Source organism: Desulfitobacterium sp. (assembly GCF_982384815.1).
This window is the reverse complement of the sequence record NZ_CEVWNY010000073.1, coordinates 1-14,824: the sequence shown is the minus strand read 5'-3', so window position 1 is coordinate 14,824 and position 14,824 is coordinate 1. Positions and strand designations below refer to the sequence as shown.

At 43.6% G+C, this 14,824-nt stretch carries 8 protein-coding genes and 1 pseudogene; 1 reads left to right on the top strand and 8 read right to left on the bottom strand.

All coding sequences use genetic code 11. The annotated features are described in order from the left end of the window. The 7 genes and pseudogenes from AC1U9U_RS11135 to AC1U9U_RS11105 all read right to left on the bottom strand — a co-directional run. Positions 1–478 (bottom strand): acyl-CoA dehydrogenase family protein (locus tag AC1U9U_RS11135; protein ID WP_479960634.1); only part of this gene is annotated, 478 nt, incomplete at its 3' end. Between the two features lie 35 nt (positions 479–513). Beyond that, positions 514–1,353: a 3-hydroxybutyryl-CoA dehydrogenase gene (locus AC1U9U_RS11130; RefSeq protein ID WP_479960633.1), complete on the bottom strand. Its 840-nt coding sequence runs from the start codon at positions 1,351–1,353 to the stop codon at positions 514–516. A gap of 20 nt (positions 1,354–1,373) precedes the next feature. Continuing rightward, the gene (locus tag AC1U9U_RS11125) at positions 1,374–2,519 is read right to left on the bottom strand and encodes an acyl-CoA dehydrogenase (protein ID WP_479960632.1); all 1,146 of its coding nucleotides are present in this window, start codon (positions 2,517–2,519) and stop codon (positions 1,374–1,376) included. 352 nt (positions 2,520–2,871) lie between these two features. Further along, a complete protein-coding gene (locus AC1U9U_RS11120; RefSeq protein WP_479960631.1) occupies positions 2,872–4,977 on the bottom strand; it encodes a sigma 54-interacting transcriptional regulator in 2,106 nt (701 codons plus the stop codon). A gap of 546 nt (positions 4,978–5,523) precedes the next feature. Then, positions 5,524–5,898, bottom strand: a complete 375-nt coding sequence (locus AC1U9U_RS11115; protein WP_479960630.1) for a hypothetical protein — start codon at positions 5,896–5,898, stop codon at positions 5,524–5,526. A 34-nt stretch (positions 5,899–5,932) separates the two neighbouring features. Beyond that, positions 5,933–12,394, bottom strand: coding sequence for a DNRLRE domain-containing protein (locus AC1U9U_RS11110; protein ID WP_479960629.1), 6,462 nt, complete (start codon positions 12,392–12,394; stop codon positions 5,933–5,935). A gap of 375 nt (positions 12,395–12,769) precedes the next feature. Continuing rightward, positions 12,770–13,435, bottom strand: a pseudogene (locus tag AC1U9U_RS11105) (DUF3102 domain-containing protein); the annotation flags it as partial. Between the two features lie 144 nt (positions 13,436–13,579). On the opposite strand from AC1U9U_RS11105, the gene AC1U9U_RS11100 reads away from it, so the two are divergent. After that, positions 13,580–13,819, top strand: a complete 240-nt coding sequence (locus AC1U9U_RS11100; RefSeq protein WP_479960636.1) for a DUF2922 domain-containing protein — start codon at positions 13,580–13,582, stop codon at positions 13,817–13,819. Positions 13,820–13,922: 103 nt separating this feature from the next. On the opposite strand, the gene AC1U9U_RS11095 is transcribed toward AC1U9U_RS11100, so the two are convergent. Next, a complete protein-coding gene (locus AC1U9U_RS11095; protein ID WP_479960635.1) occupies positions 13,923–14,810 on the bottom strand; it encodes an aldo/keto reductase in 888 nt (295 codons plus the stop codon). Positions 14,811–14,824 lie beyond the last annotated feature (14 nt).

The following is a 14,824-nucleotide window of genomic DNA, read 5'->3' as shown; positions in this document are numbered from 1 at the left end:
CATTCGTAATCCAACATTTCTCACCATTAATGACATATTCATCTCCATCTAGCACTGCTCTTGTTTGCGTTCCTCCTGCATCTGAACCAGCATTTGGCTCTGTTAATCCAAAAGCCCCCAGTGTTTGACCCGATGCCATCGGAACTAGGTATTCGCATTTTTGCTCCTCAGTACCGAAAATATAGATAGGATTAGCACAAAGACTGGAATGGGCAGAAACCGTAACTCCTACGGAAGCATCGACCCGGGAAAGTTCTTCAACTGCGATAGCGTAGGATAGATAATCCGACTCCACACCGCCGTATTTTTCCGGGAAAGTGATACCCGCTAGACCGAGCTCCGCCAACTTGTCCCATATCTCGCGGGGAAATTCTTCTTTTTCATCCCGTTCTTCAGCGCCGGGGGCACACTCCTTCTCGGCAAAATCCCGGACCATTTTCCTCATCATTACATGGTCTTCGCTCAATTCAAAAATCATACTTTTCGACTCCCCTCTTTTTTATATCTCTAACCTCAATAGGTATAGAAACCTCTCCCTGCTTTACGCCCTAACCAGCCTGCTTTAACATATTTTCTTAACAAAGGACAAGGGCGATATTTATCACCAAGGCCTTCATGGAGCACCTCACAAATGGCCAGTACTGTATCCAAGCCAATGAGGTCTGCCAGAGCCAAGGGACCCATAGGGTGATTTGCTCCCAGCTTCATCACATTGTCAATGGCTTCAGGCTTGGCAATCCCTTCGTTCAAGGTCCAAATAGCTTCATTGATCATCGGGATCAGAATACGGTTGGCAACAAATCCTGGGGCATCGTTGACTTCCACCGGGGTTTTACCCATAGCGATGCTTAAACTCTCAATCAGGGTATAGACTTCATCACTGGTAGCTAATCCGCGAATGATCTCCACTAGTTTCATAACCGGAACCGGATTCATAAAATGCATACCAATCACTTTGTCGGGCCGCTTGGTACAGGCTCCAATCTCCGTAATCGGTAAGGAAGAAGTGTTGGAAGCCAAAATGGTATGTTCCGGACAAACCTCATCCAACTTTTTAAAGATCCCCGCTTTAATAACCATGTTTTCTACGGCCGCCTCGATCACTAAATCGGCCTGATTAGCATCTTCAAGGGATGAGCTGCTTTGGAACCGCCCCAAAATATCGGCTTTTTCCTCCGGAGTTAATTTTCCCTTCTCGACATTACGGCTCAAGTTCTTTTCAATGTTGTTTAATCCCCGGACCACGAATTCGTCTTTAATATCATTCAAAATGACCTTGTAACCCGCTTGAGCGGCTACTTGAGCAATTCCCGAGCCCATTTGACCGGACCCGATAACCATAATTGTCTCCATCTACTTTTCCCCCTAATTCTCTAAGTTTTATTTCTTAAATGTTTAGCAATCACGATCCGCTGAATTTGATTGGTGCCTTCATAGATCTGAGTGATTTTGGCATCCCTTAGATACCGTTCAACGTTATATTCCTTGGTATAACCATAGCCGCCAAAGATCTGCATGGCATCATTGGTAACCTTCACTGCCATTTCACTGGCGAATAATTTAGCCATCGAGGCCTCTTTGCTATAGGACAGCCCCTTAACCCGGTTAGAGGCGGCCCGATAAACCAATAGTCTTGCCGCTTCCAATTGGGTGGACATATCCGCAAGCATAAACTGAATTCCTTGGAAATTCATAATCTCTTGCTTAAACTGCACTCTCTCTTGGGCATAATCCAGGGCGGCATCGAAGGCTGCTTGCGCAATCCCCACGGCTTGAGCTCCGATCCCGATTCTCCCTTCATCCAGAAGAGCCATAGCAATTTTGAATCCTTGTCCTTCTTCGCCCAGTCTATTTTCCACCGGTACAACCATGTCCTCAAAAATCAGTTCACAAGACGATGCCCCGTTAAGACCCATCTTCTTTTCTCTTTTCCCTACGATAAAGCCAGGGGTGTCGGCATCCACAAGAAAAGCCGTAATACCCCGTGAACCCTTCGAACGATCTGTCGACGCCATAACCGTATATACTCCGGCATAGCCTGAATTGGTAATAAAGCGTTTGCTGCCATTGATAACATAATGATCTCCACAACGTTTGGCCGTGGTCACCAAGCTTGAGGCATCGGAACCGGAATTAGCTTCCGTAAGGGCAAAAGCTCCAAGGATCTCTCCCCTGGCCAACTTGGGTAAATACCTCTGTTTCTGTTCTTCCGTTCCAAAATAAAGAATGGGGAAGGTACCGATAGTTGTATGTACTGCCATAATAATCGCAGTAGAGGCACAGCCGCGAGCGATTTCCTCAATGGCCAAGGTATAGGAAATAAAGTCTGATCCCGCCCCTCCATACTCCTCCGGAACCGGAATTCCCATCAACCCCAGCTCTCCCATCTTTTTTATCAAGGAAAGCGGAAAGATTTGGGTTTCATCGGTGGTTGCCGCCAGGGGAATCACTTCTTCTTCCACAAAATCATGAACCATTTTCTTCATCATTTTTTGGTCTTCGGTCAAGGAAAAGTTCAATGAGGTTTTCCTCCTTGCTATGTACGTAAATTAGACTTTAAAGCGGAGACTATTATATTGAATATCCCAATTATTCTGTCTATAATGCAAAAAGCATGCCAATAAGCCTTAGGTACTTAGGAGCAAGTAACTAAAGCCTTAGTTTATCGCAAAATTTTCTAAATATTTTCAATATTGTAGCAGTATGTTCTTGTGATTATTAAGCCTAAGTGTCTCAAATTGCAGACATATATTTCGCAAATAAACGCGCAATCCCCTATGGAATCAATCGTTTAACCAATTCGTCTCATAAAAGAGACATGTCTCAAAATAAATACAGTGTCTCAAAAGAGAGACACTGTATGGCCGGTGCTTACTGAATATTATATTTGGCAAGCTTTTTATAGAGTACAGAACGATGAATTCCCAGAACCCGTGCCGCTTGCACTTTGTTGCCTTGAACACTTTCCAGTGTTTTTATAATGATCTCCCGTTCCGCTTCTTGCATGGCGTGTTCCAAGGTTTGTTCTTTATAACCGGTGGGATCAATAATTCCCGGCAAGGAGAGATGTTTGGGCAGAATCCAAACATCGTCACAAATTACAATTGCTCTTTCCAAGATGTTTTCCAGCTCACGTATATTTCCCGGCCAATCATAAGAACATAAATAACTCAAGCTCTCGGGGGCCAACCCCTGAATGTCAGATCCCAGTCGCTTATTGATTTTTTCGATGAGACCTTCGGCGATTAAACCGATGTCCTCCTTCCGTTCTCTTAGGGGCGGAAGTTCGATGGTAAGTACATTTAGCCGATAATACAGGTCAAGACGAAATTGGTGTTCCATCACCATTTTATGTAAATCGCGATTAGTTGCCGTAATTATCCGCACATCAACTTTGATCGGTTCAGTCCCACCCAGGCGTTCTACTTCCCGCTCTTGCAGTACCCGTAGGAGTTTGGCCTGCATTCCTAAAGACATATCACCGATCTCGTCCAGAAAAATGGTACCCTTAACGGCAAGCTCAAATTTCCCCGGTTTACCACCTTTTCTAGCCCCGGTGAATGCCCCCTCATCATAACCAAAAAGTTCAGATTCGAGAAGTTCTTCCGGCAGGGCGGCACAATTCACTTTAATATAGGACCCATTGCCACGATTGCTTGATTTATGAATGGCATGGGAAAATACTTCTTTCCCTGTGCCGCTTTCACCTAGAATAAGAACCGTAGAAGTAGTTTGTGATGCGCGCTTAGCTAAAGATATAGCCTTTTTCATAATTTGGCTTTCACCGATTATATCATCAAAGGCAAATCGGGAAGAGTGAATCTTGCCGAATTCCTCTTTGTAATAAGCTAGATTCTCTTCAAGGCGCATGACTTTCTTGGCAAACATTTTAGCAATTTCCATGTTCTTGAAGAGAGTCTTCGCTAAGGCCCCTACAACTTTACCCTCTCGTTCAATCGGCACCCGCATCACCACAAATTCTCGCCCTTGTAGATGCCAGGTTTCTCCAAACTGTGCTTTGCCTGTTTTGAGTGTCTGGGGAAGATTAGAATCAGGACTTATTTCCTTAATCTCCCTCCCGATTACATCTTGTGCTTTTAGGTCCATTACATCTAAAAAGAATTGATTCATTAAAATAATCTTTTCCTGATCATCGATTACGACTATTCCTTCGTAAGAATTTTCTACCACGGCTTCTAGAGTAGCCATTAGCTTTTCATTGGAACTAAGCTTGTGGGTTACCGCTTCTAACTCAGTAATATCTTTAAAAATAGCTACCGCCCCAAGGACTTTCTGACCAAGGACAATCGGCAAAAAGTCAGCACTGGTATTAAGCTCGCCGTGACGCATATTGATGCCACGAAGCTCTTGACCGGTTGACATTGCTTTATAGGTTAATGACTCAGGAAAAAAATCTCTGATAGGTTTGCCAAGAACATCCTCAGCGTGAAAACTCAAAGTCTTCTCCGCTGACGGATTATAAAAAATAATTCGTCCACCGGCATCAATAGCAACAATAGCGTTATGAACAGCTTGAATAATTTGGTTAATAAAAAAGTCAATATCTTTATATATGTCAAAAATAATATTCAAGTTATCATGAAGTTTTAATTCTCCCCGAAATTGTCCATTTTGACTGATTATGTAGGCAGTAGGCCATCCTTGGTCAATTACATGAGCCAAATTTGTGAGAAGGCCATCTTCTTCAAGGAGTAACCACTCCGTTGGCCTCATCAGTGCTTTTACAGAAGCAGAAGGGTCAAAAACTCCCTTAGCAAGGGCATCAAGAATGTCGGTAGTATGGATAACTCCCAGTAACTGTCCTTCTTCATTCACTACAGCTATGCAAGTATATCCTTCCCTTAAAATAAGGGAAAGGGCTTCATTGAGCAAAGTTCCTTCCTGAAGAAAAAAGGACGAAAGGATCAATTTTTGACTCTCCAGCAAAGAAAGCCCACTTGAAATAAAGCCTTTCATTCCGACTCACCTCTCTGTCCGTTTTTCCATAATTTTTATGGAATTTGAAAAGGCCTGTTACTGTCTAAATTTTCTGTACACAAACGATAATTCCTGCTTTAGGCCGGAAATATTATTTTATGTATGCCAAGCTCTACGCCCCTGAGGAGCCACACGTTAATCGCGAAGTTCTAGGTCGGGGTGAATAAGTGGTAAATTCAGAGAGCCAAAACAAGAAAAGAGTATTACAGTTCCCATAGGGGTCATAAACATACTCTCTTTGAACATTCCCCGGGAATCCGTGACGGCGATGACATCTCCCAAGGCGTTGTAGTGGAAATAATAATCGGCCCTTTATGGCGTTTGTTGGGTAAAGGTTTGATTCCTTAACTATTTCAGCTGGTTTTAACTATCTACAAATAAAAAAAGGCCATCGCATATAAACATTCTGTTCATGTCCGATGGTCCTCCTAAGCCTATTTTTAATTATTCTACTTCTTGTTCTTTAATGGCTCAGTGATCATTATAAAGAAAATTCTGTAACTGCAATATTCACCCTAATATTCTTTAGAGAATTCCTCTTATATTTAGTTGTTGTATTATTATAAAGTAGGCAATCATTATAATTAGAAATATAATCAGTAACAGGATAGTTCTTTTAAAAGATTTCAATTGTAAGGTATCTTCCTTTACGCTTAAAAACTTCCCATATATTAGTAAACAGGAACTTACAATTAATATTAGCAGAATTGAAACTTTAACTAATTTTAAATAGAATTGATTTTCAAAAATTCTAAGCAATATTATCAAAAGAGCATTTAGTGCCAGCAAATGATAACCCCAAAAAGATAATATCGAAATCTTCTTTTTATATTTCCAAGCTAAGTTGAGTACACCTGCTGATGCAAAAATTACAATTACTATAAACAATTCGTTTGGCAAGAAACTTAGACTCATTTTCTACTCCTATCAAGCTTTAGTTAGTTGATTTTAATGTAGTCTCTTTTATCCAGTCAATTCCAAATCCTATTGATACGCCAAATGCTGTTCCGACAGCAAATGATGCTACAGCAGTAGCCCCAACTGGGAGGAATATTGCCGTTAATCCTATTGTTAAACCAAATCCAAGTAAGGTTAGCCCCGCAGCTTGATATCTATCATAACCTTCATAACTAGCAAAATCCGTTAATAGGTCATAGCCTGTTCCCAAGACTGCGAGCGGACCTACCCGGTTCAAAATTGCTTTTGGAATTCCTTTAGATAATTTCTCAATTTTTATATCCCCTATAGAACCAACCGTATTTAACAGTAGTTTATTTGCATTATTGACCTGTCGGCTTACTTCATCACTCTTTCTGCTTTGGCCAACAATACTTGTTTTATTCCCGCCTCCAACACTACTTCGTACATTTTCCCGATATTGGGGGTTAGAAAGCAACATTTGTATTGACTTATACCCAAACGGTCCTATTTGAAGAGGTATATTCCCGCTTGGATCAACAAGATTGACCGGATCTCCAGCAGTATACATATACCGATTCAGACTTCGTGGATCAGTAGCAACCCCTTTCCAAGTATCCTTGGTCAAGAACCTCCCAATGCCCGGATGGTAATACCGCGCATTGAGATAATATAATCCCGTCTCTCTGTCATACCGATATCCCCGATACGTATACGCATGATTAAAATCCACATCCGTCAAGATATCGACGGGATTGCCGCTGCCATCCCTTACCTTTATTATGTTCCCATAGGGGTCATAAACATACTCTCTTTGGACATTTCCCCAGGAATCCGTGACGGCGATGACATCTCCTAAGGCGTTGTAGTGGAAATAATAATAATTAGAGTAGCCAAGGGTTCGTTTGTAATAGAGGACGCCCAGCATCTTGCCAGCTTGACCCCAGAAGTAGCGGGCCCGTACTGTGTTGGCCGGGTCAAGATTCGAGGTCTCATAGAGAAGCTGCCCGCCGAAGTAATGGTAGGTAATAGTTTCTCCATTGGCGGTTTTGGTAAGACGCTTTCCATCCCCATCATAGGTGTAGCTTACTGTGACATTCCCGGCATTATCCTTGACTTGGATCAGACGGTTCGCCGAATCGTAAACATAATAGGTGGTTATCCCGTTGAGTACGAGTTTGGTAAGATTCCCATTGGCGTCATGGCCTGTGGCTGCCGAAGAACCGTTGATAGCATAGATGCGGTTGTCATTTTTTGTGCCATTCCAGTGATCATAGGAGAAGGTGTGGTTCCCCTGAGGTGTGTCCATGGTGAGGAGGTTCCCGGCGGGATCATAACTATAATTGAAGGTATAGGTGTTGGCACCGTCGCGAATGATGGCTCGAGTTAAGCGATTAAGCTTCTCGGTTGCGTTATTGTAGACATAGTCTGCAGAAGGGCTTCCCATGCCCTGACCGGTGATCTTGACTAAGCGGCCATCCTGATCATACTGATACCGGCTCAACCATTTGGGCTGGTTTTGACTATCGATAGTCTGGGTTTGAACAACCTGATGGGCTTCATTATAAGTATTAACATCCACTGTCGAATCCGGATTCACCACAGCTGTAAGATTATTACTCTCATCATAAACCAGGGAGAAAGTCTTACCTGTCGCCACAATCTCCTTAATAAGATTGGACTTGGTATAAGAAAAGCTATAGGTGTAGGTGTTCGCTCCATACTTTAGATCAAAGCCCAAGAGCTGATTGAGGTCAGAATACATTTTCTTCCCGGTGGGAGAGGTCACCTCAGCGATCAACTGTCCTGTTCCATTTTTTTCAACGGTATTGATGAGATTACCTACTTCATCATAGCGATGGGTCCACTGGCTGACGATTTGACCGGATTCATTGCGCATGAGGGCACCGGTTCTTTGTCCTTCCAGATCATAACCGAATTCATAGACCGGACCACCAGAGAGCTGCACTTGCCTTAAGTTGCCATAGGCATCGTAATCCGTGCTGACACTGGTGCCATTGGGGTTATTCCGCCGATTAATTCTTCCCCCTTCATCATATCCGAAGCGGGTCACATTCCCGAGTTCATTTTCTTCCTGAAGGAGATTATCATTTACATCGTATTGGAAGGTGGTCTTGTTGTAAGCGGAGGCTGTGACCACTGACGTTACATTCCCATTGGAATCCAGGGTATAATCCGTGGCATTTCCCGCATTATCGGTTACCTTTGTAAGCTGTTCCTGACCGTTATACACATAATTTGTTACTTCGCCACCGGGAGAGGTTAGGGTTTTTGTTTGACCATAGGCATCCGGAATCTTGGACGCGGTATTACCTAATTGATCGGTAACACCGGTAAGATAATTTCGATTGGGGTCATCGTAACCATTGCCGATGGTCAGCTTTCCAACACTGAGACGAATATTATCAAAGTGAGCAGTACCTGTAGCGTTCCAAAGCTCAACCCGTACTTTCATGGTTTTGGTATTGACCGGTGGCTGGATATAACGAACAACTTTCGTCCAGCCCCGATCGCCAATAAGAGCCTTAGAAGCAAAATCATTAACATATTTCCCTGCGGCATCGTAGCAGAAGATGTGCAGCCAAGCTCCACCATTAGATTGAGAGCTAACCACATTGGCAGTTTTGATGAAGCCGGTCAAGGTGTAATCCTGGAGATTTCCATCGGGGTTAAGGGTGACAGGGATGGAAAATTCCGTTTCTAACCAAGATGTACCCATACTCGCCCTATTAATTTGGGCGCAATAATTTCCGGAATAAGGTGAGGACTCTGTCCCACTGACAACTTTAGCTCCGCTATCGGAAACGGTCCAACTCAATATCCCTCGCTCAAAGGATGAGTTTTCAATGAGATTATACCCTCGGGCCATTTCGCTTTTTTCAAACTGGATCATGTCAAAATAGCCATCGTAGGCACCATAGGTAATCGCGGCGATCCGTGCATAAACAGCTCCGGCCGGTGCTAACAAGGTGTCCACATAACGCTGCCAGGTTTGACTGCGGACATTGAATAATCTGGATATACTGATTTGATTCTTATTAACATCGAACCAGTAGATATTAAGACCGGCTCCGCCGGTGGTGCCGGGTTGGTCGGTGCGCATATAGCCACTAATGGAGAATTGATCCACCCCGCCTAAAGTGATGTAATCTGTCCACTGGTAGGCATAGGGATTGCCATTCGGGCTGATCTTGAGAATATTACTCTTGCCAAAAGGACCATCGGCATCAGCGATGACGCGGTTTGTTGCTCCGCTAGGGATATAGGCAAACCAATCATCGGGTTGGCCGTTTGCATTAACCCGAGAAAAATCTCCATTAAGGATGCGGTTATCGGCAACACCTAATAAGTTTGATTCGAGAATCACATTTCCCACTGTATCATAACCAAAAGCTTTTGAATTCAGGGTTTGATCGATTGTGGTTGCGAGATTCAGGTTGACAGGATCCCAAATGTTGCGTACTTTTTCGTTATTGGCTTGGGTAAGCTCGGCCAGACGATTATAGTAATAGGTCATCTTCGTTGTGGGACGGCCTTCCACCAGTTCCTTGGCCGAGAGAGGATTCCCGACCGCATCATAAGTCCATTCATATCTTTTGGGCGTTATTCCATCGGAATAAGTCTTACCCACCAGATTGGGAGTGGTCAGAGTACGTAGACGGTCTTGAGCATCCCAAGTAAATTCCGTGCGGGCAACAGGGTTCCCATCCCGAGGGTCCTCGACAATTGTGATAGGGTTACCATAATTGTTGGTTTGATACTTGAATAATTCCCCTGTGGGACTGGTGACCCAAGTGGTGGGATAACCGGATTCTGTACCATAGCGGAAGTCTGTATGGCCTTGGAAAATGGGATTAGCAACAGACCCTACTTCCAGTTGCGCACCATCAAAGTAGGCTTCGCCACCGAAGCGACTGCTGTCGTGATCAATCTCCATATAGACGATAAAGGCAGCCGCACTTGGAGCGGCAGTAACTTCAAGCCGGTGCATTTTCCATGAACTGGTTCCGGTAGATGCATTTAGGCGGGTATCATGATAACTGATATGTCCACCGGTACTGTTAAGCTGCTCAATCTGGATAAAGGCCCTGCCGGCAAGATTGCTGGTGCTGATTTGAGCGGAAAGGGTATAGGTTTTTCCTGGTGTAACCGGTACCCGCTGACTTGCATAGAGGTAACTCCAGCCTACAGCCCCGGCCTTAAGCAGACTTGTAATTTTCAAACCATGGGCACCGTATAGAGGGGAAGTCGGGCGAAATTGCTGGATATTCCCTGCATCATTATCCACTGTCAAAGTCCAAGAGTCGAGATTGGTTCCGTTAGAGGCTTCAAAGCTAGGGTTGGCTATAAGATTTAGCGTGCCAACACTAATCACTTGGTTTGAGCTGTTAGATAGAATATAGGAAGGGATTCCTTTCTTATCTGTTAAAGAGTAGAGCAGTCCGTTTTGCCATTCGTAATAGATGGTGGTATTGGGGGCCGGGCTTCGATCATAGGTTACGTTATTTAAATAGCCATTGATATAGGAATAAGAAGCCTTAATTTTACCTGCCTCCACTGAAGTCGTAATTTGACTTACGGTTTTGTCGGGATTACGGTTGAGGGTAACCGTGCGTCCGGATGGATCCTTAAGGACAACATTTGCGTCTGACCAAGTAACAATGGTCTTGTTGCCTTTGCCATCATCTAATTCTACAACTTCTTTAACAGGAACTTGAACTCCGTTTTCTGTATCCACTCTGGACCCGCTGAAACGGACATAGGGAAGCTTAGCTTGGAAGGTACTTGTCTCTGTGTATGCTTCTTGAATATAATAATCCCCTGCAATCCGATAGAGCTGCATAGGGTAATTATCCGGTGCCGCATAGGTCGCGCCGTCACTTTTGAGCATGAAGGAGCGCTCGGTTCCTGTGGAATCGACAAGGACTACTCCCCAGCTATAAACGCGCAGCTGCATATCAAGATTGGAAAACCATTTCTTGCCGAACAATCCATCCAGATTGCCACGGCTATTATAGGTGCGCGTAATATTAATGGGAACGCCACGGCCGGGTAAGGAGAAATCGAGAACAGAGCTGATAAAGTTTCCATTCATGGTATTGACTGAGCCTATGGGCGTATTGGCATAACTCCAGTAAGGATTTAATCCCAAGGAATCCTTCATATAAGTAATGGACAAAAAGGGATTGCCGCTGGCGGCTTCACTTGAGCGATAGAAAAATAGGGGATTGCTTTCCTGATTATGGGCTATCATAAAGCCGTAATTGGGAAGTCCTCCGTTGATCCAGCCTTTGACGATAGACCAGACGTTAAAATTAATACTGCCAAGATAATCTCCCGGAATTCCTTTCACCACGACTCTTGTTTCTTCATTTTGATCAAAACTCGGCTGGCTACCCCACTCGATGGTTTTTTGATCCCAATCGCTTGTGACACGTGCAACGATGAGGTCTTCACTCGGTGTACTGGTTTTAGTGTATTTAGTCAGGGTGAAAATACCATTTGTGACAATTGCACCTTTAGGCAAGGTCGGGAGGGGAAATTTAACAAAAGCCCGAGTAAGTCCAAGGTTAACATCCCTGCCCGTGGTCATGAATAAGTTGGCATAGTATTTTAAAGTATTATTTGATGCAATATAGGTATCTGCACCACTACCTGTAACTGGAGTATACCAGTTGACTGTGGTTACGGTAGGGTCAATAGTTACAGGATAAACACGGTGGGGATCTTTTAACCAAGCCTCTTCTGCATTTAGTTCGAGGATATAGCGGTTGGGGTTATTGGTAGGCTCTAAGGTCAGGGATATGGCCTCGCTCATTTGACCTAGACTATCCATCATAAAGGGTTTAGACAGAATAAGCTCCGTCTGTCCCGATTTTTCATCGTTTAATTGAACTGACCCATCAGGCTGTATTACAGGAATAAGTCCGGCAGATTGAAAAGTGAAGCGGAATGTATGGGGCGCACTAATATCCTTTAGCGTTATCTCTTCTTTTATGCCATCTGAAAATGAAGTGTATCTTAGGTCTACACCTTGAAGAATCTCCGAGTAGGCGACGGATTCTTCATCATAAAGAGCAGATACATTATTCGAATTCTCTAACCCCCAGGAAAAAGAACGATTTCTCTCAACCTTAATCTTGAATAAATAGGGAACTCGAGAATTTCTCGCGAAATGAGCTTCAAATTGATTCGCTTCATTGCGGAGCCCAAAACCGCTCTCATCCGAGTTGACAAGACGATTAGAAATTTCATTCCAGTTCCCTTGGGCGTTTTTGAAATGTCTGGAGTGAATAGATACTTCCGCGGTTAAGCTTCCATCACTGTTGAGGAAATGTTTTGTGTTGCGCCCCCGCAAATGGGGGAGCTCTCGTAACTTATTGGCTTTTGTATGTGGATTCGGCATAGATGGTTCTTGACTCCCCGTGATAGGTGACACAGTTAATTGAGTTTCCAAGTAAGATTCCCCCTTTTTCATCTCGTTTCTCACTTTTTAATGAGTGTAGAATAGTCTTATGCAAAAGGTTGCTTGGCAAGAACCAATATTTATAAAAAATGCTTTTTAAACCCAAAAATGTTATCGTTTAAAATCGAATTAGTGCTATCTGATCTGCCATATCCTCGTCTTCAAGTCTTTTGCTTAAAGAATCGAACATCTTACTTTAATACGCTTAATACGCTCTTCATGGATTCTGGATGCTGATACATTTGATCAAGGCTTTGGTCAAATCTGAGCTTATAGGTAGTGTTGACATCGGTACCGTAGTAATAACTAAAGGATTACTGCCTCACAAGGTATTAGCTAAGCAGCAGCTCCTTCTTTAAGGAATAATCATAGGTTTTCCTTCATAGCCTTGAGCAGGAAATCTCTCACTTTTTCTTTGTACAGGTTATGCACCTCCGGATTCTTCGCCGCAAACCTAGTCATCTCATAGGCTAATTCCTTAAAAGTTCTGTCCAAACTGTCGTACAAAAAAGCGATTTTATTGGCTTCCGCCTTGTTATGGGCTTCAGTAAGACTGGTACTCATTCTTTCAATGTTCTTGTACCCTATTCTTTCTTTGAGCTTGTCATAGGCAGCCTGCTTATTCTCTATATCTTGTTCGAGTTTCTGGTTGGCCTTCTTTAAATTATCCACCTCTGCATTCAGTGTGTCGCTTTCCCTGGTCAGCCCAGCGTTTTTACCCTTTTCCTTATCCAGATCCCGCCTGAGATTTACATTATCCTGCCGGGCTTGATCCCGTTCCTCACTGACCTGTTCATTTTTCAGTTGAACTTGCCTCCATTGATCAACCGCCTTTTTCAACTCACGGGTGCTCATCCCTTCCACATCCATTTCGATGATGAACTGAGCCCGGTCTTGCTTCGGGAGCCCCAAAAGAATCAGAGCCTGGGAAGAAGTCAAATTCGGCAATTCCCGAGCATGTGCACCTCCTTCGGGTAAAGCAGGCAAATTGCTTCCATAGGCATCAAAAATAAGCATAAATCGATCGGCAGTTTTCTGCGAATAAACCCTTTATGATGTGGCACAGGCTTTATTCAGTCTGTCGCTGCATCCGGCAATTGATGTAAATCTAAGGAAAAACCTCCATTTAAGCGATGAATAACCTGGAAAATGATTCAATGGAAAGAAGGCGACTTAATGGCCATTACCACAAGTAAAATAGCACGATTAAGTTTTACCACCGTTGGTGGTGGCGCATTCACGATTACAATTCCAAATCCACGGGAAGATCTAACCCAAGCTGAGGTCCTAGCCGTTACAGATATGATTATTAACAGTGATATTTTTTTCACTTCCAACGGTGCTCTTACAGGTGTGCGGGATGTTAAGGTCATTGATACAACAACCAATGACCTTTTCGACCCGCCACAGGCTTAACTATCGGCACTTGAAACCTTTCCGATGTAATAGGACGAATATGCAAACTGCCGGCTAGGTCATCTTAGCCGGCAGTTTATAGCGCGAATTGATACTCTTTCCTTTACAAAATATCCAGATAAGTTTTTCTCGTTGGAGCCGGAAAGGCATGGTCAAGCTTATGAAAATCATCTTCGCTAATAATCAGATCCATTACTTGAGCATTATCTCTAACATGTTTGGGGTTAGCTGCTTTAGGTATCGCAATGACATATTTTTGTTTTAAGACAAAGTAAAGAAGTAATTGTTCTGGGGTTATATCATACTTCCGAGCGATTTCCCGCACTTGGATATTCTGCATAATCTTATTCCGGGTACTTTGGTTATGTGCCATTGGACAATAAGCCATCATCGGGATCTGATGGTCTCTAAGCCAAGGCTGCAGGTCATATTCTGTCCCTCTGGAATTCAAGTGGTAGAGGACTTGATTTAGTGAACATTGATTCCCTCCCGGAGTATACCAAAGTTCTTCCATATCATCAGTATCGAAGTTAGATACACCCCAACTGCGAATTTTCCCTTGAGATACTAATTGGTTCATACACTCTACAGTCTCAGCAATGGGAATATTGCCACGCCAATGCAGTAGGTACAGGTCAAGATAGTCTACTCCCAGACGTTTAAGGGAGTTCTCACAGCTGGTAAAGATATTTCTTCGCCCGGCATTGTGGGGATAAACTTTCGATACTAAAAAGAGTTTTTCCCGCGGGTAACCCTGAATGGCCTCCCCCACCAATTCTTCTGCTAATCCTTCCCCATACATTTCGGCGGTATCAATCAAGGTCATCCCTAAGTCTATCCCAAGGCGTAAAGCTTCTTTTTCTTGCTGCCAAAGGTGAGCTTTTTCCCCCATATACCAAGTACCTTGTCCTAGCTTAGGAATCCTCGTTCCATTGGGGAGCAGAAGATATTTGGGGATCTTGCCTTGGCTCTTAGTCTTGTCATTAGTCATGAATTTTCTCCTTT